Below are 22,328 nucleotides of genomic sequence, written 5' to 3' on the forward strand. Positions count from 1 at the left end.
TTTGTCCTCGGTGATCATAGCGATTATTGTTTGTAAACTTTTGATTTTTTAGCACCTTAAAGTTACAACAATTTTCGCTAATCACCAAATTTTTAGACACTTATATTTCGTCGAACTCACGTTAAATATAGATTTCTGGCCATAGGCCATAGATTTTTTCAAAGATTTCCTCCAAGATTTACCTATGGTTTGTTTTGGCGTGACTCAACAGAGTGAACCGAGCTTCCCTCTGTCTTCGCTACTCCAAAACATCTTGCCGTAGGCAACTAACCCCCAATAAAATCTTTAATAGCGACATTATTCCGCCAACTAAGGAAACAAAATACAGCCAACTGAGGAAATAAAATACGGCCAACTGAGGAAACAAAATACGGCCAACCGAGGAAATATCAATAAAAAGTTGTATCTTTGCACACAAAATATCAAATATATGAAACTATGGAATACAAACATAGAATCGCAGATCAAATGCTAACCAAGAAACTGGCAAGCAAGGGAGCTATCTTGATAGAAGGCCCAAAATGGTGTGGAAAGACAACCACTGCAGAACAACAAGCAAACAGTATCTTGTATATGGATAATCCTGCCTCATTGGAAACTAATCTACAAATGGCAGAGATTGACGCTTCTGTTTTGCTGGATGGTGATACACCAAGACTTATTGACGAATGGCAACTGGCACCAAAACTATGGGATGCCATCAGATTTGAGGTTGACCATCGCCATGACGTGGGACAGTTTGTATTGACTGGGTCCGCAGTTCCTGCAGATGAAAAAGACATGCAACATTCTGGAACAGGGCGATTCTGTTGGCTGACTATGCGCCCAATGAGTCTCTATGAGTCTGGCGAATCAAATGGAAAAGTAAGTTTGGCACATTTATTTGAAACACCAGAAAAAATTGTTGCAGTTAACAAACTGAAGATAGACGATCTGGCATATCTGATTTGTCGTGGTGGCTGGCCATTTGCTTGTGGATTACAAGCAGAAGCTGCGTTGGAACAAGCCTTCGACTATGTGGATGCAGTCATCAAAAAAGATATTTCGCGAGTGGATGGAGTAAATCGCAACGCTACAACAACCAGATTGCTATTACGTTCATACGCCATAAACCAAGGATCACAAGCTACCATCGGAACGATTGTGGCTGATATGATGACAAATGACGAAAATGAAATTAGTGTAAAAACAGCAGGTAACTATCTGGAAACGTTACGTAAGATTTTTGTAATAGAGGACTCTGAAGCCTGGAATCCTAACCTACGCTCCAAGACAGCTATCCGTACAGCGAATACCCGTTACTTCATAGACCCATCTATTGGAACGGCTGTTTTGGGACTTGGCCCTAAAGATCTTATTAATGACCTCAACACGATGGGACTCTTTTTTGAGACTCTATGTGTTCGTGATTTACGAGTTTTTGCTGATGCGCTGGACGGAGAGGTGTATCATTATCGCGACAAAAACGGATTAGAATGTGATGCCGTAGTACACCTGCGCAATGGAAAATATGGACTTATAGAAATTAAGTTAGGGGGTGATAAACTCATCAACGAGGGTGCTGAAAATCTATTAACTCTTGCGGGTAAAATAAATACAGAAAAAATGAATGAACCATCTTTCATGATGGTACTTACAGGAACAGGCGATTTCGCTTATCGAAGAAAAGATGGGGTTTATGTGGTTCCTATCGGATGCCTGAAAGATTAAAACCAAATGAATAAGCAGGAGTAAGATGTTAATTTTTGGGGGTAGCCTACGGCAAGATGTTTTGGAGTAGCGAAGACATAGTAAGAGCGCGCTTTTACTATGCTGAGTCACGACAAAATACGGCCAACTGAGGAAACAAAATACGGCCAACCGAGGAAATATCAATAAAAAGTTGTATCTTATTTTTTGACTTTTCTGTATATATAGATACAGATCATTCATAAAGACTGCATGCAAAATGATACTTTCTTACCAAGAGAGCCTAATACCGAAAAGTCAGTCAATATAAATGGACGTTCTGTCCAAGTATTCTTGACTTCGCTTCCATTCGGAATGTACCAATTCAGCGTTGGCTCAACAAACAATGTCAACTTTGGTGCAAATTGATATTGTATTCCGATGTTAGTGTTTACAGCCCACTGCATAGGTGTATTATCTTACACTTAGCTTGAATGTCTTGCTCTGTCCATCCTTAGTTTCAGCCTTTACAATATACAAGCCACAACCAATATTCTTGGTCCAAGATGCTTGATTAATGCCTAAAGCCGATGTTACGAGCAAGCCTTCGAAATTGTATATACGCACATTAGCAATAGCTATATTAGGTGAACTCACCGTTATAGTACCGCTATTAGGCGAGAAACACTTGATATTAGCCTCATCATTATGTTGCTTCAAGTTGTAAGTCGATGTGGTGATGTAGTATCTACCATGCTCATTAGCCATAATAGATATTGGAGCATCGGCAGGAGTGAAAGTTCCCATCTTGGCATCAAACACAAACAGCTTATCAGTAACATAGCGGTTTGCTGATATTTCAACATTAACAGTTGCGCCATTACTCATCACATTTCCATCCACCTTAGCAATGATGCCCAACGGCAGGAAGTTGATGTTTGAGAGTTTGTTAAGAGCAACAGCCTGATTGCCCGCGACAGTATACACTTGCGGAACATCTTCAATATCAGAGTTGTTAAGCAACTCAACATCCTCATCATCAACAAATTCGTCGTCGGCATCATTGCAAACCACAACCTTAGCTGTAGAACACAGATGATCATCATTAACTACATTGATATATACTGCAGCAGGTTCCTGTACAGCAGTACCACCAGATATCCAGCGGTCTGTAGTCATCATCAAAGTAAAGTTAGCTTGACTAACCGTCTCGCCCTCCTTAACCTTAACAAAGAAGCCTTGCATTGGCTCAATGATATAATCTTGACTGCGGTTGTATGTACCCTCTGGCACACTATGTGCCTTAAGAACACCATCTACTAAAGTCCACACCTTACGCTCAAAGCTCGGGTTTCCATTTAGGAATTGATACATACTAAGCGATGCAGTATACGGATTGCCCACTATGTAGTAGCGATTATTGCTATGAGTATTGGATGTGAGCGGCTGAGAGATTTCGCCCAACAAGCCAGGCTCATTAGAGTATGGCACATTTAGCATATACTTTTCATGCTTTGGCACAGAAACCTTCAAGTCAGAATACCCTCCATCTGGTTCGAAGTATTTATATTCCTCATCCTCCTTAGGCAGACGGAATAGCCATTTTGCCGACAGGGTTTTATATTGGTCGCCAGCCTTTAGAGCAAAGCCCTTGCCTTCAGAATAATTCTCGTCCAGCTTATTGTATACATGGCTCCAATATAGCGACTCTACATTCATCGAAGCATCCGATATGCTTTCTATGCTGATGTTATTGCCATCAAAATCGTGAACCTTATATTGAGTTCCGCCATCCACTATCTGCGTTTCGTTGCTATCCCAATTGCGCTGATACACTGGGGCTGCCACACGATTATCAGAAGTCCCATCGAAGTTCATTGCCGAGAAAGCAGTCTTCGATTCTTCCCTGCCTGTTGTTTTTGGCACAAAGAAGTCGCCAGCATAAATATTCTTCATTGGGGTCGATACGAGATTCCATTTGTTGCTCTCCACTTCCTTCTCCACGAAAGCCTTATTATATATAAGGTATGGCTGATTGAGCAGCTCAGCTTGTGCCTTGAAGAATATCTGGTCGCAGAGATTACCATGGAAAGTCTCACACTTAAACGTTCCGTTGCCGTCTGTAGAATGGTCGTCAGGGTCGGCAGTATTGTCGTTCCATGTCACCACAAAGTCGTATGCAATACCCGATGTAGCCTCCTCGCCCTTAAAGTTTGTCAACTTCGTAGCGATATCGTTACTCACACGATAAACGATATTGCCAAGTCCTGGATATACCAACTTGTTTTCAGGTATAACAACCTTCGAGAATTTCATTGGCGTATAAGCCTGTTGTCTTGTCAAGCTGCTATTAGCTGTATTGTCATAAGTAGCCTCACCATAGTCTTCATATTTTTTGTCGTATAGCTCTGCTGCCGTAGATCTCTTCCAGTTCAGGTCGTTGTTCCAGTTGGCATTAAGCTTGTTTGCAACGGTAGGAAACCATGTAAGATACTCTGGCACCACCTTTAACGTTATGAACAAATCGCCAGGACATGCAGCTGTCGTAGTACTATTATGCAGTTCATACGAGAAGTTCAGCTCATACCAATATCCTTCATGCAGAATATCCAAGACATTATCATCAAACACCAGTCCCAATGTCTTTTTTCCTGATGCCAAAGTTTCTTCTTTCAACTTACCAACAATCTGTTTTGTTGAAGTGAAAGTAGGGTCGTTGCTGTCTGAGATAAATACCTTTTGATCATCAAGGAACTTAATCTCAATATTCTCGTCTTTTCCATTATTAAGTTCAACCACCGGCAATATCAGCATGCCATTATCCGCCTTCTTCAGCATCTCCCTTATTTGTGGCAAACCGATGCGCACGGCACGGTCGTCGGTAGGATAAACCACTTTGTCGAAACCAAGAATAAGCTTCGGACCATTCTCCACAATACGAATAGTGAAGTACATAGGCTGTGGACATATTTCGTAAGTCACGGTTCCCTGCTTTATTGAAGTTTTAATAGGAACAGTCGCTATCTTGTATGTTCCCACCTGCTTAAACTTATACCCCGTAAGACTGTTGCTTACAGCAAGCACCAATGTTCCCTCGCCATCTACGCCCTTGATATATTTATCAAGTATGTCGTAGTCGGCAGGATTAGATGTTTGGAATGTTGCATTAAGAGAAGTCGCATTAGGAAACTTCAGGCGATAATTTCCTAACGCCTCCTGCAACCCCGAGATAGAAGAAAACTTATTGTCTGCGCCATCTGGAGTTCCCACAAACCAGTCAAACTTCACGTTATTAAGCAAGATAGAGCCACCGCCCACTTTGTCGGCAGTCTCAAGCTTTGCATTAATATCCACATCAGGTGTACTATTGCCGTCGCACGACACTCTCACCGTAGTAACCACACTTCCGTTGGCATCAGATATAACCACCTTCTGCTGCACAATGCTGAACGCATCGCTATATGATGAGCATTCATCAGTAAACTTTCCCCATTCATCGGGATTGCCATCAGCATCAGGATAAGCCACCGAAACATAGAACTTCTTTCCCAAAGGCAAATCGAAGTGCCTGTTGTCAATCACCAATATTACATGTCCCTCAGGGTCTATCTCAAACGCCGAAGAAGAAGCATCATAGTTGGCAGGAATAGTTACCTCGCCATATTCGTCGGCAGTACCGTCGCCATTATAGTCGATGCCCGCAAACGGCTTGCCATCCATATCGGATATACGATAAAACAACTTCGACTCCTTGCCCACACCTGTTATAGCCTGCACATTTTCGTAGTGCGAAGTTATTTTAAGTGTAATCTCGTGGTTTGCTATGCTTCCGCTCTTAGCATCAGGACAAGCAGGCTGATTCTGCAGCACGTCCACCTTTGCATGCTGAATATATAGTCGAATATCGTCAATGGCATAGTCGGCACCTGTAGTATTCGCACACATATTGTCGAGCACAATGCGGAAGTCGGAATAGTTTTCCACTCCCATATTCTTTCTCATCACTATTCGGCTATACACCTGAAACCAAGTACCTAACTGTCGTCCACCCTTTGTGTTAGAGGCAAAGTCGCCTGATGTGAATGATGTCAGCAGTCGCTGATGAGTCACCTTGTCGTTCTCATCCTTTATGATGCCATAGATTTTGAACAGCACCTGAGGTTGTTCTGAAGCATGAGAACCTGTAAAGTCAGTAACCGCAGCCGAGAATATAAGACGTGCTCCCGAGCATAAGTCAGCCTTAAAGTCGATAGAAGCTATCTGTCGGCTTTCGTCTGATGCATCCACATAGAGGAAATATCCATACTGCTTACCGTTAGTAATTGCATGTGTACGGTCATGGAGAACTGCGGAATTCCACCACTTGTACAAAGTCTTTCCTGTAGTTGAAGTTACTGAATTGTCAGAAATACCAGCCAAGTTAGCACTCTTAAACAGTCCATATTCGCCATGTATTAAAGCCATCCTATTAGGACAAGCATAGTCGCGCAGCTCTGGATATACAAAGCTATATGCACGTCTGTCCCATCTTGAGGCATAATGTGCCATATTGTTCTCTACTGTAGGAGCCACCATGGTAAGCTTGTCGTTATCGTCGTCAAACGATATAGGCTTTGTGACTTGCTTATAATGCGATTCAAAATAGGCAAGTGTACGCTCATTATCGCCATCATCTGTCAGCTGCTTCATCGTCTTGGGATAAGTATTCTGATATAGAATCTCAAAACTGGCTATTGGAGCTTTGATAGAGTTATTATTATAGTAGGCGTAAGCCACAAGATACACTATACTACCGAATGTTATATTTGGTTTCGTAGTAGGAGTACCATCTAAGTTTTTCCAACCATTTCCGTTCTTCATTAATACGTTCATGGAAGTGGAATTGTGCAATTGTACAGTACCACTTGATATCAACACAGTATACTTTGTCTTTGTCTCGTCATAGGCAAGCCATACAAATCCATTGGCATTATATAGTGTACTCTTGTCGTAGTCGGCTTGTTTTATGCTATGCGCTTCGTCCGAAGAGAGAAGATGCCTTTGTTTACCATCTTTTGGTTTTAGAGGATAAAAGAAATAATTGCTCGGCTTATAGTTTACACGTACCGACATTTTTGCATTAGCATCCTTTGCACCAAACACAATACGGCGGTTGTCCTCTATCGTCAAGTCAGAGTCTGCGGTGCGAAGGTCGGTAGCTGTTGTTTTTATAATATTCTCTGCCATAGCCTTTGCAGGGCGAATATGGAAGATATAGCGTATCTGCAATGTAGGCTCGTGGGTGAAGTATTGGTCTTGGCCACTTACCATAGGTTCAAAGTCGGTATATTTGCTCACATCACATGCAACATCCTCACCTTTCCATGTAGCGTCATCGGCATCGGTAGGCGCTTTATACTTCACACCAACTTTATTACGGTTTGGACCGGAAGGTTCACTATTTGTCTTATTTTTCCATGCAAACAATCCACGTGCTTTGTCGTTATTGTCATTGACCTCTTTCAAGTTTGTAGTGTTATATACAGAGAGTCGTGGATTAGCCATGTCTGTATTATAGTCGTACCATCTGATGTAGCCTTTAGGCTCGATGTCTGTATTTTGTTCTTTAGTATAATTTTCAAACGGCAATGGTAAGTCTATCTCACGACCTCCCGTTACGTAGTAAGTATACTCATACTCATGCACCTGCTGCATCTCTATACCATATGGATTTCTGATATACGGCATGTCATTCACGCCTTTATAATGCGCAAACACACTCTGGGCACTAACACTTGTGCTGACACAACATGCCAACACCGCTATCAAGCATACATATATATATCTAAACTTCTTTATCATATTATATCAAGCAGATTTATTCTTTTATTATTTCCACTCTGTACGGAATGGCATACTCCAAATCCTTTATGCCTATCAGTATCTGGTGAATGGCATAGCCATTGCGATTGCCCACCACGCCCTCTATGGTCTTTCGTGATGGCACAGCCACAGGCATGCGGTCGTAAATACATACTCCCTCATCACCATCTGGCACCATCTTCTGCGTTTGCCATCCATCAAACCTCCATCCGTTTTCGCTATCGGTACCCGGAGTTAGCTCTACGCCATCGCTTAAGCGCACAACATAAGGGATAAGATGAAATTCGCCATAGCTCTTAAATCTTATGGTCAGCTTCTCGTCGTTTTGCTCCACTTTGGGCAATACGCCAATAGCTGTAAATTGCTCCACCTTAAATCTCACTCTATAGTTGTTTAGCTTTATAGGTATCTCCAAATAGTCATTGCGTGATATGGTATTCCATTTTGATAGTGCTGCACGTAGGTTCATCGTGGCATGGTCGGTCTTTACGCCCACTACAAAATAGTTTGGATTCTCTGCTACCGACTCGTTCACATAGAATGATATTATCTTCGGAGTCGTAGTCTTTGCCTCCACCACCACCTCAGGGTTGAAATTTATCACGTAGTCCTCCTTCGATGCCGATGGATTTAGATTTGGCTCCACGGCTGTGCCATTATCCCTGCCAGGCAGCAGATACAGATTGTTTGCCTCGTTCTTGGTAATATCTGTTAGCGACACACTCCTCAACTTTATTTCGTTTGGCGTGTCGTTTGTTATCTTCAGCTTCACCTTAGCCACCATTCTTATCACTTCGAGATTCAGGTCGGCAGTAGTCTTCTTTATCTCTATGGTCTGCTTATTGCTCATAGGTATTCCCTTCGGAAAGTCGGCTGCCGTAAGCACATTGCCATTCACGCTATATAGCTTGCTGTCAAAACCTGTAGGTAGAGGAGTGTTGGTGGTGGAATAGTCTATTTTCGAGTTTATTCCCACATCCTCCGGCTTTATATTGGCAAACGAATAAAAAGTAGTCTCGCCTGGATTTATTTTTGCCGTAAGCGTTCCAACCCAGCTTTTCTCCTCAGTATAGTCTTCGCTAACAAGCAGATTCTTGATAATGCCGTCCTGCACGATAATGACGAAGCAATTTTTCATCATCTCTCCCTTGTCGCTAGTGTCGTCGGTCCATTCCAGCTCTCCGCTGCCTCGTGACAAAGCTCCGCCTGCAGATGCAAAAATATTTATGCGCACGCTCACAGGCTTGCTCTCCTCTGCCCACTCTTCATTAGTGTCAGCCGAGCAGCCACAAAACATCAAAGTCGCTATGAGTGTCAATATCGCAAGCAAAATATTCTTCATATTCTTTACATTATTATATCTTCGTCGTATACGCGCTTATTCCATTTCCTTACATGCAGGCTAACAATGATTTTTCCGTCCTCTTTGTATATCAAGAATGTATAGTAGTGGTTGCGCTGAATATCGTATGGTGTGCCTGTAGGCTTGCCGTCGGTATCATAATTGCGAAACTCCAGGGTGTAAGTGCCTTCGTGCTTACCATTTCTGTTCAGGTCAACGGTTATTGTCGATGGCGTAGCCCCAGTGCTGGTATTGTCGTATTCTGGTATGTATGTTGCTTTTCCATCCGTCAATCCTATGCTTGCCGCTCGGCTGTCAAGTACGTTTAGCGAATTGTCGAAGCGTATCTCCTGAGTCTTATTTGCCGAGTTATAGTTCTTTGGCAAACAATATCCTTGAGTGTTATAGTTGTTGATGTGCATGCTACCTATGGAATATCCATACGATGCCATATCCGAGCGCATCTCCACTTTCACCTTCGCCATCGCTCTGAGCAAATATATCTGCTCTGTCATGTCTGTTTGTGTGCCTAATGTAAGTGCTGGCAGCGATGCCACACCCCACATAGGTATATATTTCCTTGTCTCAGTATCTATGTTGTATTTCAAGTCGGGTAGGGCGATTGTGCTTAGTTTCGCAGCATTGCAGTTAGCCACAATCATTATCTTCTTAGCCCTTGCAATATCGTCTTTAGCGTTCTTCCACACTCCAGTTATTGCATATTTAGTACCCGAAGGGTCGCTCATTGGCGTCACCGTTATAGTCTCCACATCTCCAATGATGTTGCCCATACCGTCGCAAATGGCTATACGTAAGTCGTCGGTGTTAATCATATTCTCATCTTCTATGCCTGGTTGCTTAGGGTCATAGTTGTCCCACCCCTCGTTTGCGGCACGTGTAGATGCAGCGTCGGCAACCATCATTGTGAAGGCGACGCGCACATCGTTCTTGGCGATAGCGCCTACGCCATCGTCGTCCGAACATGCCGTCATTGCCACACACAGCAATAGCACAACAACTGTTCTAATTATAATATTTTTAATATGATAAAACATCAAGTGTCGATATCTTTTTCTATGATAATAAGTATCGTGTTTCTTACATTCCTACATGTCTACATTCTGCAACACCACTCTCCATGAGTTAACGAATATCGAGGCGCTAAGCCAGTTCATGCCGTCGTCTACAAAGAATACGAAGCTATATTCGTCTTGGCGGTCCAAATAGTCTTGGTCGGTCATATCCTTGTTGTAGTTGCCCTTAACGAGCAGCGCATAGTCTACGAGCGGAATGTTGAACACCAGTTTTCCATTTTCGTTGTTATAAACCTTTAGTCGTGGGTTTTTGTTTGCAAACAGTCTGTTCACAGTCATCTCAGCCACCACTGCCGACACCTGTGTTTCGCTCTCTTCTGCGCCCACAATGCCGTCGTATTGCGACCATGGGCGATAAGTTATCGAGTCTTCTTTTATATTGTCGTTATAGCAATCAAGCCATGAGTTGTCGTCGTCAATCTCGAAGCTGAAGTCGCTTGCTTTCAACTTTTTGCCCGAGGCATTCTGTATCACCACTTTTATGTTGTTGGTATTCTTAGTCAGCGGCATGGTGAACGTCTTCACCCCGTAGTCGTCCATTCTCAGGTCTACGTTTCCCATCATACCGTGATACAGAGCGTTAAGGTCGTGGTCCACCTTTCTTCCGTCTCTGTTTATCTTGCAGTCCAGGTTTTCAATACCCTCTTCTGCCTTTCCTTTAGTTGAATATTTGTATGAACCGTCATACACGTTTTCGCCCTCTGCCCATACTTGTAGCGAGTATACGCATGGCCTTATGTCGAGAGTAATGTATCCTCCAGCAGCCTCTATGTCGCTTACAGCTTCCGTTTTGTCGAAAACCATTTCTCCGTTCTTGTTGTAAGCATGCAGCGATAGTGTCTTCACCTGTGAGCTGAAGGCATCGGCAAATTTCATATTCTTGTCGTATTTGAACTTCAGCCTTAGTTCTTGCTTACATTCGCCCATGTCTTCGTGCATCATCGAGCACGAGCATGCGATGATGGGCAATAGCATAGCCATGGATGCTACTTTCATTTTGTTCAATATATACGTCAAGTTTATCATAATTCGTTGTTTTGTGGGAGAATTATATAGGAGGTACGGCTCCCCCTCCATGTGTGAGAGCCATACCGCCTAAAAAAAGAGTTGTTAATATTTACTATTTGCCAAGGCTTACATTCTGGTTTACTATGCGCCATTGCAAAACCTGAACGCGGGCAGCCAAAAATGTATTATCGTAAGAAGGCACAGTTGGGTCAATAACCTTATCAGGATTGTATACTGGTGTACCAAAGCCTTTAATACCATTCAAAGTAATCTTGTAGAAGTGGTTGCGCACAACACCATATTCGCCAAGAGTTCCTGCAGTACCAAGGTGCCTTACTGGAACATAGTAGTATGCTTTACCTTCTGTTCTGATTTCTGCCTTATCTGCTCCAATGGCTGCCAATACTGTAGCCTTATCTACTTCTGTGAAAGTAGGAGTGGTACCACTTGTTGTCTTGGTGTAATACTTCTTAGTAACACCTGCTGGGTCGGGTGCCAAAGTTGGAGTAACTTGATAATTCTTCATAGAAGTAGTAGGCTCAGCAAAGGTGATGTCGTCTTTAGCAAGCTGAGTATATGTAGAACCATTATCAGTACTTGTATAATACTTCGAGAATGTATTTGCCACCTGCGTCTTCAAGTTGTCTATTCCAAGAAACTCCACACCATTATATCTACATATCTCTGCTAAATGCCAATTGTTATACTCATCTTTGTATTTAAGAGTAGCTGCGACCAAGAATTTTGTCACATTGTTATCATATACATTAGTGATTGTGGCGTCTGGAGTGTTAGGCAATGTGTACAATACGTCATTCATCTTGGCCTTAAAATCGTTATACAAATGATTAACAGGCTGATTGCCGCCAATGCCTGCATCTAATGCTACAGATTGTTCCCAGAAACAACGGTGATAGTCGGATGTTGTCCAAGGGCTAAAGCCTAAATTTCCGTCAGTCCATGATTTGCTTACCTGCTTTTCTATCTCAGCCTTACCGTTCTCGTCAGCCAATCCCCAACCATCGATAACTGCATAAACGTCGTAAGCTCCGATTTTGCCTACAGCTGTTTTTGTACCATATTGGGTAGCATCCCAGTTTGTACCATTACCTTTCTCAAAGACATTAAGATCAACATTGGCAGTAACCTTAGCCACAACACGCTCTACATATAGGTCTACTGGCTTTGTCATGGCAGTTTCTTGCGAAGTTGCTATATGACCTGCAACAAGCGAAGCACAAACATCTTCACCTGTATTTACATATACTGAGTTGCTCATTACAAAGTCAGATAGAGCACTCGTAGACGCATCCTTTTTGTAGAAATTTTGACCTACTGCAGCTTTACGAAGTTCGCTCAATCTCATAGTTGCGCCATTCTTGAGAGTTGCAGGCTCAACAGTCTCTGGATTAACAACAGCCATAATAGCAGCAGGAGCAGCATTCTGCTCACCATTGATTACGAGTACGGTTTGCGTAATCTTCTCTACATTTGCTGATGAGCCAGGAGTAGTGGTATCGTCACCAGGGGTAGCCTCAAGATAGTTTACGCTTCCACTACCTGTTACTCCTGTAACATTAGGATTCTTGATAAGATAAGGCGAACCATCACCATTGAAGAAGTAGAAACGCACCTTTTTGATTTTGCTTTCCTCCTCAGTTCCATTCTCATACTCTCCGGCACGGGTAGGAGTTGTTCCCACATTCACAATGTTCACAGCGAGATACTGCGGATCACTACCAGGTTTTGTTGCTCCACCTTCGATGTCGTTGTCCGAACTACATGCACTCATCATCAATGCAGCGCATGCCAAAGGGAAAAATTTAAATATCTTCATAATACTTTGAGTTTAATTATCAATGTTAATTATGTTATTTAATCTCTTCGTATACTTTTCTGGCAGCCTTAGCCTCCTCGCTGTCTCCAGCCTTGTCAAGATAAGGCTTTGCACCCTCGGCATCGCCTGCGTTAAGACGTGTGCAAGCTGCATTAAGGTTGGCTGTTGGATCGTCAGGATACATACGTACCGCTATCTCCATTATCTCGCCAAACTCCTTTGAGCCAGGCTCGTAGGTTTGTGCCACCATATACATCTCGTTTTGCGATAGCAATTGTGGTCGGGTCTTTACCAAAGCCTTGGCCTCCTCAACATTGAATGGGCGCACCTTATATTTAATATGGTAGTCGGAGTGGCGCAGGGCTGGATAGCATACAGCCAGAAGAAATTTGTACTCGTCTGCAAATGCAGCCTTAATCTTAGCCTCGCGCTCGTCTTCCTTTAGCGATGTGTCGTTGGCAAGGTCAAGTATCTGCTGCTTGTGCTCGATGTTGCTCTCGGCTACAAACTTGCGCAGACCGTCCCAGTCTTCTGCCGTGTGCGACACCGTGAAGATGCCTTCGTCGAGCTGCACCATACGCTGCACATACTGTGTAAGGGTGTGCGCACGCTCCTTGGCAAGGCGGTCGTTGTTGTCGAAGCGTCCCTCTGGCGATGCAAATCCGTGGATATTCACTGCCAACACCGTTAGGTTGTTGTCTTCCTTTAGCGTGTTGATAGTTCGTATTATACTGTCGAGCTGTTCGGGATTGCGACGGTACAGAGGGTTAAGCTCGGTGCGGTTTACTGGGAAGTCGATGTAGGCACGCTTGTCCAGCTCGCGTATCTTCTCTGCCACCACCTCTGGTCTTACAAACTTGGCAGTTGGTCGGCGATATTCCATCAGTTCGTATTGTTTGTTGGCAAGGTTGTCGCCACATCCGCAAAGGTCCTCGTTAATACGCACCTTATAGTCAACAAACTTCTTGTCGTAGGTAACAGAGCGCAGATAGGCTATCTGCTGCGGTTTGCCGTTGGTGCGTTTCACGATATAGGCATCAGCACCATAATTGTTGTGGCGGTTGCGCTGCTGCATAATGTGCTGTCGGTTGCCGTTAACCACAATCTTAGGCATAGCCACATCGCCATCGGCAGTTGTTATGGATGGAGAAAGAACAAACTGGTTGTTGGTGGGCATCTGCAGCTGGTCGAGGTTGAGGGTCATCGACAACGTAAGCTGCTTGTCGATATGGCTCACCCTTACATTCTCCACCTTTATGCTGCTGTTGGCTATGGATACACCCTTGCACTCTTGCCCTCGGCATGGACTGACGGCAAGTGTTAGGAATGTCAATATGTAAAGATAGTTCTGTTTCATATCGTTTTTCAGCTTTGTTCTATAATACATATATCAGCGATAGTGCTGCCTTGGTAGGTCCAAAGTAGTTGGTGTGGCTGCTCTTAAGTTTTCTGCCACATGTGCCACATTTATATTTGTCGTACTTTATAAAGTCGTAGCCTATACCAAGTGATGTCTCAAGATTCCAATGTCTTGACAATGGCCATTGGTATCCGCCGCTTACGCCTCCGCCAATGAACCATCCCTCATAGCGGTGATTCTTCTGTGTGGACAGCAATCCAAAGGGAAAGTCTACCCCACTAACGTTAAACTCACCTCCCATGAGATGAGCTCCAACAAACCAACCGTTGAAACTCTGGCAGAACCAGTATCTATACTCGGGCGTAAACGACCAATGACGCAATGTAGAATGGTCGCCTCCCGACTGTTTCCAAGGGTTTAGTCCGAAAAACATTTGTGCTGTATGATTCTTGTCTATCGAAACCTCGGCTCCGATATTAGGTGTGGTAGTAGCCCAGTAAAGGAAGTTTGTCTTTACGGCTAAATTCTGAGCGGACAGTTGCGAGCTTGTCATTGACAATATGACAACAATGAATAATGCCAACTTTTTCATAAATATACATATTCAGGATATGAGTGTCTATGCCTCTATTTTTGTGTTTGTTGGGGTATACTTCAATCCTTAGTTGTTTTGTTTTATCTGTTGTTGTGTTTGGGGTGGTTATTTGTATTTTGTTATTTTATGTCTGAAGTGTGTTATTTATTTTATATTTTGAAGTGTGTTGTTTATTTTATATTTTGTTGTTAAATAAGTTATTATTATAACTTGTGGCAAAGTTACAAATAATTGTGCAAACAGAAAAGAGTTTGGTCTGTAATTTTATGTTATTTTTCATCTGCCATCTGCCACCTTTGGGAAAATATCGCTGTAACACGATGAATGTCTGTGGGTTATAGGGTGGCAGATAGGGTGGCAGATAAACGAAAAACTTTGTTGTCGTGTAATGAGCTACGAGGAGCGTCGCCGCCTCGGCGACGAATTAGAAAAGGTTCATCCAGAATATGGAGTGACAGAAGTGTAAATTGCAGTTTATCAGGGAGGTTGGCGTGCTAATGTTCGTGTAATGAACGTATAATATATGGTTCGTATAATGGACGTATAATTTTACTTGTAGATATTTGCTTGGAGTTCCCTTGCTTATAGTTCCGTGGATAAAAAAATTTCGTGTGCGACATAAAAATCATGACATTCGTATATCTCAACACCACAAACGGTATATAAGGTAAGATATACATACATTTGACCGCAAATTTCATCCAACACCCAGCCATTTTTCGTTCGCTTCTCGATCACTTCTCGTTCGTCCCTCGTTCGTCTCTCGTTGTGCTTTCGTTCGTTATTCGTTAGCCGATCGAGGACATAACGAATAACGAACGAGAAAACAGCGAAAAAACAACGAAATGACGACGAGAAGACGACGAGAGCCAATCGAAACGGCGACGAGAGGCAAACAAAGCAATCTGCCAACTACAACCTCCAACCATTATGCCTGTTTTCAGCCATTTACAAGGCGCGTGCAGCAAATCAACCCACTGGATGGTACACCGACAAACAAAGACAAAGCAAATGGCTGTAATGACCTCTTTTTACCAACACAAAGTCTGAAACTGCTCGCGCGCGAACCTATTAATATCCGACAAAACCTTTCAAACCCCATCACATGTTGTCACCCCCTGAACAAGAACACGAGCTGACCATTTTCCCATGCCACAACATCCACTGAAAGCCATCTGACGCACATTATAACCAATTACTGTTCAAGCACATACAATAACTAACCATATTTAACCAACAAAAAGGCGGCACAAGACCACTGTATTAAAATTGATTTACAGATAAGACAAAACAATATAACACAAACATTTACAGATATTTTCATCCAATCAACCTATCGTAAAAGCACACAACCTTTTTTTCTGCGAGTTTGAAACAGATATAATCAATAATCAAAAGGCTGAACTCATTTGTGAGAGTCCAGCCCTTTGATACGATTGGGAATCATGAAGTCTTGTGGTCAGAAACCTATCAACGCTTCACCTTGAGTTGTTTCTTAATGCCTTTGTCGCCCACGACAAACAATTTATCGTCGGTCATCAACACAGCACGACCACGCCGGTGCTCGTAGTTTTCCTGATTATCTACATTGACCGCAATGACACGTCCATTGTAGAAACGCTTGATGTCCTTGAAAATGGTATGACCCACGAAAATGCAGTCAACATCATAGCGACGGAGCACCATATCGAGCGAATCGCTGGGCAGATGTGACCACTTTTTATCGTTCAACACCAAACCACGATACCAGATGGGACCACGGTTTCCATAGAGGAACTTACAGAATTCGGAGTGCGCCTTGCGCTCCTTACTCTTCATGAAGAGCACACTACTAATAGTATCGTTGACCATCGGGATGGAGAGATTGCGGTCGTAGAACTCCTTGCTGATGCCAGCATGAACAAAGAGGTTGCGACCTATCACCTGTATGGCATTGCATACTCCCAGCCATCTGCCCAGTTCAGTATCGGGACCGAAGAGGTGGCGATACTCCATGCCGAGTCTGTCGGCAAGCATCTTATACTTAGGTTTGGCATAACGCATGTCGCCAGCCAATTCCATAGGTTCATGATTGCCCAACATCATGGTGACACGACCGCCACAGGCAGCAGCCTCAGCTTCGAGTTTATAGAAGAGCCAGAAGATTTGCGGCACATCATATCCTCGGTCGAAGACATCGCCGATAATCACCAATTGATTGTTGCCATACGCCCAACGCAGTTGACTGTCGATAACACCATTGGCTTGCAACAGGCTAACCACCAGATTGAGGCGTCCGTGGGGATCAGACATGATAAAGGTCTTTGGTGCCTGTGGCTGCTTCCATGGTTGACGCACAATGGGATGGAGCTTCACGTCGAAGGCATAGTTGCCCTTATGGTCTGCCACATGGAGCGTGAAGTCATCGGGGAGAGCGGCATAGACGGTATCTTTCACCACACCAGTTTCCGTGACATTGATCACCCGCACACCACCGTTGGGCTGATAGATGACATAAGGTCCATCACACGACAAGTGATGGTTGTCATGATCATGGTCCTTAGCCGTAATGGTGATGCTGCACATGGACAGCAACACCATTATAGCCGGTAGTACCATGACAAAAATAGAATGTCTATTTGTTTTCTTCATTTTGTCTGTTTTTCATAGGTTTCCCGATTACTCACCATAGCCGGGATTGTTGGGGAGATGACTCACATTGCGCTCAGCCAACGGAATGGGGAGCACAATCTTATAATTGTCGAGTCCGATGGTCATAAACTCATCAGAGCAGGTGTGTTTGGTCTTGCTCAGCGCTTTGTTGGAAGCTTTGACACGCTCCACAGCCTTGCCATTTCTCAACAAGTCGAACATGCGATGACCCTCGCCCACAAGTTCCTTGCGGCGCTCGTCCAACACCTTATCCACCGATACGGTAGTAGCAGCATCAACAGATTTTGCAGGATTGGCACGATTGACGATGGCATGGAGATACTCGGCAGCCTCGGCATTATGGTCATTGCCTGCCGCAGTTAACTTAGCAGCAGCCTCGGCAGCATTGAGGTAAGCCTCAGAAAGACGAATGAGCGGAATATTGGCATCCATAACATTCTCACCCTGTTGTGGCTGATACTTATTGACAAAGGCTCTGCCATAAACAGAAGAAGAGGAATACTTATCCTTGGTAGCCACATTGATAATCTTCAGGCGCACATCGTCCTTGTCCTTGCTGAGATAGTTGTAGAAGGAAACGGTGACGCAACCGTCGGCATATCCACCCGGATTGTAGAGATAGCCCAGACTCTCCTTACCTGGAGAATCGGTAGTGAGGTTGATAATCTCGAAGAGCACCTCGCCAGGTTTCTGCTTGCTGGCGTCGTTAGCCCAAGCGGTAGGATATTCCTCATTGGTCCAAAGAGCATAGCCGTTGTCCTCAGCACCCTCGATGGCTTGCTTGGCAGCATCGAGCGCTTTGTCGTTATCACCATGATAGAGGTAGGCACGACTCAGCAGGGTGAGTGCAGCCCAACGGTTGAGTTTACCCTTATTGAACTTCTTGCCGAGCAAGGTCGTACTCTCTTTCAAGTCTTTCAGAATCTGATCGTAACATTGTGCTACGGTGCTACGCTGTGGCATAGCATCCTTTTCCAATACGTCGGTCACGATACATGCACCCATAGAAGCTCCATTGTCTTTGGTATAGGGATAACCATAGAGTTTGGTGAGATCGAAGAGTGTCATGCCACGGAGGGCGAGTGCCTGTCCCTTATAGTCGTTGAGTTTGTCTTTCTCATCGTCGCCAACAGGGATATTGTCGATATTTTTGAGAATGACATTACAGTTTTGTATAATCTCATAAGGTATGCGCCAGTAAGAGGCAGGTGCATTACTCTTGGTAAATCCATAGAGATAGGCATTGGCTGTGCGCTTGGTAGAACTTACCGCCTGCATATCGTCACCCGTCACATCACCATAATAGACAAGGCGACCAGAATAGGCATCCGAACTCTGCATGGTGCTGTAGATACCATTGAGCGTAAACTCTACGTCGGAGAGTGTTTTCACATTAGTGATCACTGAGTCAGAGGGCTCTAAGTCAAGCCAATCATTGTCGCAGGAAGATAAACCTACGGCAACGGCTCCAATCATGATATATTGATAAATCTTGTTCATAGTGTTATCTTTTTAGAAGTTAATATTAAGACCAAAAGTCACAGTCTTGAGCGGAGGAGTGGTCTGTGTGGCGTTGCCATTGACCACTGATTCGGGATCGTAGTAGTCCCAAGCAGCCCAAGTCCAGAGATTGTTAGCCGACATATAGATGCGCGCATTGCTCAATCCTGCAGGGAGAATCCACTGCTTAGGCAAGGTGAAGCCCAAGGTGATGGTCTTCAAACGGATATAGTCGGTGCTGTGGAGGCGACGGCTATTGGTAATCTTGTGCATAGCCACTATGGAACTCTTCTCATAGAACTGCTCATACTTGGTGATGTCACCGGGTTTCTTCCAGCTGTCAGCATAGTAAGTTGGGATATTTGCCTCCATATCGTAACCGCCATGTTCGGTCTTCTGTGCCCATGTGTCGTAGGCGTATGCACCAAACTGATAGTTGAACAGGAAGCTAAGGTCGAACCACTTATAGCGGATGCTATTGTAGAGACCGCCGGTAACATTGGGTTCTGCATGTTTCTTGAGCATGATGGCACGTGCCTTGGTAGCATCTTCGGTGATTTCCTTGCTATAGGTACCATCGTCAAGGAGTTCGTTGGTATAGAACTGCGGATTACCGTTTTCAGGATTGATGCCCGCAAACTCTATCATATAGAAGGTGCGATAGGAGTGACCGATCTTGCGAATCTGCGTTCCGCTGACGATTTGGGTCTGGTCGCCATCGAGTTTGATCACCTTATTCTTATTATGTGAAAGGTTGAAAGTGGTTTTCCACTCCAAGTCTTTGGTCTTGATATTGGTAGAGTTGATTTCGAGTTCGATACCCTGATTTCTCAACTGTCCAACATTCATGAGATAAGAACTGAATCCGGTAGTCATAGACACAGGACTATCCATCAAGAGGTTCTTGGTGTTGCGCAGATAATACTCCAGGGTGACGTTCACACGATTGAAGAGTGAGAAGTCGAGACCTAAGTTGAGGTTATAGTTGGTTTCCCACTTCAACCGGTCGTTGGCAAGCTGAGAAATAATAATGGCAGGCTGCTCATTATAGCCAGCACCCAGACTACTCAAGGCGAGATAACCATAATAATCGGAAGGCAAAGTTCCGTTAACGCCATAGGATGCACGAATCTTCATGTCGGTAAGCCATCCGGCGGTGGGCTTCATGAAGTCTTCCTCGATGATGCGCCAAGCACCCGATACCGACCAGAAGTTACCCCAGCGGTGTGAGCGTTGCAGGCGTGAACTGCCATCGACACGATAGCTGGCACCAAGGAAGTATTTATTGTCGAAGTCGTAGTTGACACGTCCGATATATGACACCATGCGTGTGCGTGTGTCGCTTCCACCTACCGACTCCGTCTTCTTACCATTAGAGATGTCGTTTTTGTCGGGTGTTGCAAAATTGGTGGCGTAGCCAGAGAGATAGTCACGATACTGGTCATCAATCTCGTAACCCAACAATCCATCGAGGTGGTGAACCTCAGCGAACGTCTTGTTATAAGTCAGTTGGTTGCCCCATACCATCTTTCTGCGCTCATAGAACTTCTTGCTCATGCCGCCATTGATATCATCACCATTGGAAGTGCGTGGGTCTGCCCAGTCCTTACCCTTGGTAGTGATATAGTCATAACTGAACGTAGTCTTGAATTTCAGGTCTTTAATAAATTCAAGCTGTCCATAAACGGTATTGAATGTACGGGTGACATACTCACGCTGGCTGTCATACTCATTAGCGAGTGCAGGGTTGCGGTCACCAATACGGATGAATGCGCGATTCCATGTGCCATCCTCATTATAGACGGGGTCGGATGGTGTCACAGCACTTCTCGACGAATAGAAGGGAGCAGTATAGGTAAAACCTTCACTATACACATCCTGATTAACACTGGAGAAGAAGATATTGGCACCGAGCGTCAACCTGTTGGTCGCCTTATAATCCACATTGAGACGACCAGTCAGACGTTCCAAACCAGAACGGTGGGTGATACCGTCTTGCTTCAGATAGGCGATAGAAGAGTAATACTTAAACTTGTCGGCACCACCAGAAACAGATGCTTCATACTGCTGATGACTGCCTTTTTTGAAAAGTACATCGTCCCAATCGATAAAGCCACACCAAGGAATAGGCGCATAGTCATCGATATTGTCATCAGCATAGGCAGTGGCTTCCTGCTCGGTCTTTCCCTTGAGAATCTGACCGGCATAGAGACCATTATAAATATAGTCGCGGCGCTGCTGACCGTTCATCACGGGACGATAGTCCATGGCAAAGTCTGAATATCCCCAGTCTGCTTGCAACGAAACCTTAGGTTTGCCCTGCTGTCCCTGTTTGGTGGTGATGATGATCACACCATTGGCAGCACGCGAACCATAGAGCGATGCAGCGGCGGCATCCTTAATAACGGTGATGCTCGCAATATCGTTGGTATTGATGGTGGACATGATATCGAGACCGGAATCAGAGCTCATCGAGTTGATAGATCCGCTGATGACAGGTACACCGTCTATAACATAAAGTGGGGTATTGCCGGCATTGATAGAACCCATACCACGGATGTTGATATTGGAAGAAGCACCCGGCTGACCAGAAGATGCCGAGAACTGTACACCGGTGGCATTACCCTGCAACATATCTTGGAAAGATACGGTAGGCACATCAGCCATCTTGTCAGACTTGACATTAGAAGCCGAACCAGCATACGCCGACTTCTTAAAGGTACCGTAACCCGTCACGATGACCTCGTCCATGAGTTGGGTATCTTCTGCGAGTGTGATATGGATGGCACCTTTAGAAGTGATTTTCACCTCTTTCTTCTGATAACCGATATAAGAAACGACCACTGTCACAGGAAGGGCATCGACCGACAAGGTGAACTTACCATCGATATCGGTAATAGCCCCTTGGGTGCTTCCTTTCACCATGACACTGGCTCCAACGATTGTTTCCTGAGTGTTGGCATCGGTAATAACTCCAGAGATTGTTTCTTTTTGTTGAACAGAATTGACTGTTGCATAGGCCGTTTGAGGCATAGAAAGTCCCAACATACCCAACATCAGCATTCCGCAAACAAGGGTTCCGCCCAATCGGACGTTCCTTGTAGAACGTAGATGTCTCATTTCCATAAATAATACCATTTAGTTAAACTATATAAGTATTTACACTGCAAATTTAGACAAAATATTACTAAAAAATGCCGTTTTACAATAGTTTTTCTGACACTATGATAGTTTTTTCCTTTTATATGACAATATTAAAAACATCTATTTAAAAGGTTTTCAAGGCTCACCCGATAAACCAGGGGGATTAAGCATATAGCTTTGTAAGTCTGAAAAGAAAGAACTTTATATCCGTTACTCCCCTTAAAGCAGCTCTAAACGCCTTAATTTTAGCATTGAATGACTCTGCA

At 44.1% G+C, this 22,328-nt stretch carries 11 protein-coding genes and 1 pseudogene; 1 reads left to right on the top strand and 11 read right to left on the bottom strand.

Going from position 1 to position 22,328, the window contains the following annotated elements; genetic code table 11:
* Nucleotides 1-438 precede the first annotated feature (438 nt).
* Nucleotides 439-1,710, top strand: coding sequence for an ATP-binding protein (locus CIK89_RS04405; protein WP_094390233.1), 1,272 nt, complete (start codon nt 439-441; stop codon nt 1,708-1,710).
* A gap of 432 nt (nt 1,711-2,142) precedes the next feature.
* Here the strand turns inward: CIK89_RS04405 and CIK89_RS04410 are convergent, their stop codons facing one another.
* The 11 genes and pseudogenes from CIK89_RS04410 to CIK89_RS13810 all read right to left on the bottom strand — a co-directional run.
* Nucleotides 2,143-7,509, bottom strand: coding sequence for a T9SS type A sorting domain-containing protein (locus tag CIK89_RS04410; RefSeq protein ID WP_144007346.1), 5,367 nt, complete (start codon nt 7,507-7,509; stop codon nt 2,143-2,145).
* 16 nt (nt 7,510-7,525) lie between these two features.
* Nucleotides 7,526-8,872 (bottom strand): DUF4906 domain-containing protein, encoded by a 1,347-nt coding sequence (locus CIK89_RS04415; protein ID WP_144007347.1) that lies wholly within the window; start codon nt 8,870-8,872, stop codon nt 7,526-7,528.
* Between the two features lie 5 nt (nt 8,873-8,877).
* Nucleotides 8,878-9,870, bottom strand: coding sequence for a hypothetical protein (locus tag CIK89_RS04420; protein WP_158214969.1), 993 nt, complete (start codon nt 9,868-9,870; stop codon nt 8,878-8,880).
* 108 nt (nt 9,871-9,978) lie between these two features.
* On the bottom strand, nt 9,979-10,962 hold the full coding sequence (locus CIK89_RS04425; RefSeq protein WP_158214863.1) for a FimB/Mfa2 family fimbrial subunit: 984 nt from the start codon (nt 10,960-10,962) through the stop codon (nt 9,979-9,981).
* A 124-nt stretch (nt 10,963-11,086) separates the two neighbouring features.
* Entirely contained in the window at nt 11,087-12,811 is a 1,725-nt protein-coding gene (locus CIK89_RS04430) for an Mfa1 family fimbria major subunit (protein ID WP_094390238.1), read from the bottom strand.
* A 34-nt stretch (nt 12,812-12,845) separates the two neighbouring features.
* Nucleotides 12,846-14,168 carry a DUF3868 domain-containing protein gene (locus CIK89_RS04435; RefSeq protein ID WP_158214970.1) on the bottom strand — a complete coding sequence of 441 codons (1,323 nt, stop codon included), beginning with the start codon at nt 14,166-14,168 and terminating at the stop codon, nt 12,846-12,848.
* Nucleotides 14,169-14,187: 19 nt separating this feature from the next.
* Entirely contained in the window at nt 14,188-14,763 is a 576-nt protein-coding gene (locus CIK89_RS04440) for a DUF3575 domain-containing protein (protein WP_094390240.1), read from the bottom strand.
* Nucleotides 14,764-16,236: 1,473 nt separating this feature from the next.
* Complete coding sequence (locus CIK89_RS04445) at nt 16,237-17,397, bottom strand: metallophosphoesterase (RefSeq protein ID WP_094390241.1); 1,161 nt, start codon at nt 17,395-17,397, stop codon at nt 16,237-16,239.
* Nucleotides 17,398-17,424: 27 nt separating this feature from the next.
* Nucleotides 17,425-18,918 carry a RagB/SusD family nutrient uptake outer membrane protein gene (locus CIK89_RS04450; RefSeq protein ID WP_094390242.1) on the bottom strand — a complete coding sequence of 498 codons (1,494 nt, stop codon included), beginning with the start codon at nt 18,916-18,918 and terminating at the stop codon, nt 17,425-17,427.
* 12 nt (nt 18,919-18,930) lie between these two features.
* A complete protein-coding gene (locus tag CIK89_RS04455) occupies nt 18,931-21,975 on the bottom strand; it encodes a TonB-dependent receptor (protein WP_254046613.1) in 3,045 nt (1,014 codons plus the stop codon).
* Nucleotides 21,976-22,225: 250 nt separating this feature from the next.
* Nucleotides 22,226-22,328, bottom strand: a pseudogene (locus CIK89_RS13810) (DDE transposase); the annotation flags it as partial.

The organism is Prevotella sp. P4-119, from assembly GCF_002251345.1.
Classification (GTDB): Bacteria; Bacteroidota; Bacteroidia; order Bacteroidales; family Bacteroidaceae; genus Prevotella.

Coding starts and splice junctions, on each gene's coding strand:
- CIK89_RS04405 (WP_094390233.1), top strand. CDS start 439: ATGGAATACAAACATAGAATCGCAGATCAAATGCTAACCAAGAAACTG.
- CIK89_RS04410 (WP_144007346.1), bottom strand. CDS start 7,509: ATGATAAAGAAGTTTAGATATATATATGTATGCTTGATAGCGGTGTTG.
- CIK89_RS04415 (WP_144007347.1), bottom strand. CDS start 8,872: ATGAAGAATATTTTGCTTGCGATATTGACACTCATAGCGACTTTGATG.
- CIK89_RS04425 (WP_158214863.1), bottom strand. CDS start 10,962: ATGAAAGTAGCATCCATGGCTATGCTATTGCCCATCATCGCATGCTCG.
- CIK89_RS04430 (WP_094390238.1), bottom strand. CDS start 12,811: ATGAAGATATTTAAATTTTTCCCTTTGGCATGCGCTGCATTGATGATG.
- CIK89_RS04435 (WP_158214970.1), bottom strand. CDS start 14,168: ATGAAACAGAACTATCTTTACATATTGACATTCCTAACACTTGCCGTC.
- CIK89_RS04440 (WP_094390240.1), bottom strand. CDS start 14,763: ATGAAAAAGTTGGCATTATTCATTGTTGTCATATTGTCAATGACAAGC.
- CIK89_RS04445 (WP_094390241.1), bottom strand. CDS start 17,397: ATGAAGAAAACAAATAGACATTCTATTTTTGTCATGGTACTACCGGCT.
- CIK89_RS04450 (WP_094390242.1), bottom strand. CDS start 18,918: ATGAACAAGATTTATCAATATATCATGATTGGAGCCGTTGCCGTAGGT.
- CIK89_RS04455 (WP_254046613.1), bottom strand. CDS start 21,975: ATGTTGGGTATGTTGGGACTTTCTATGCCTCAAACGGCCTATGCAACA.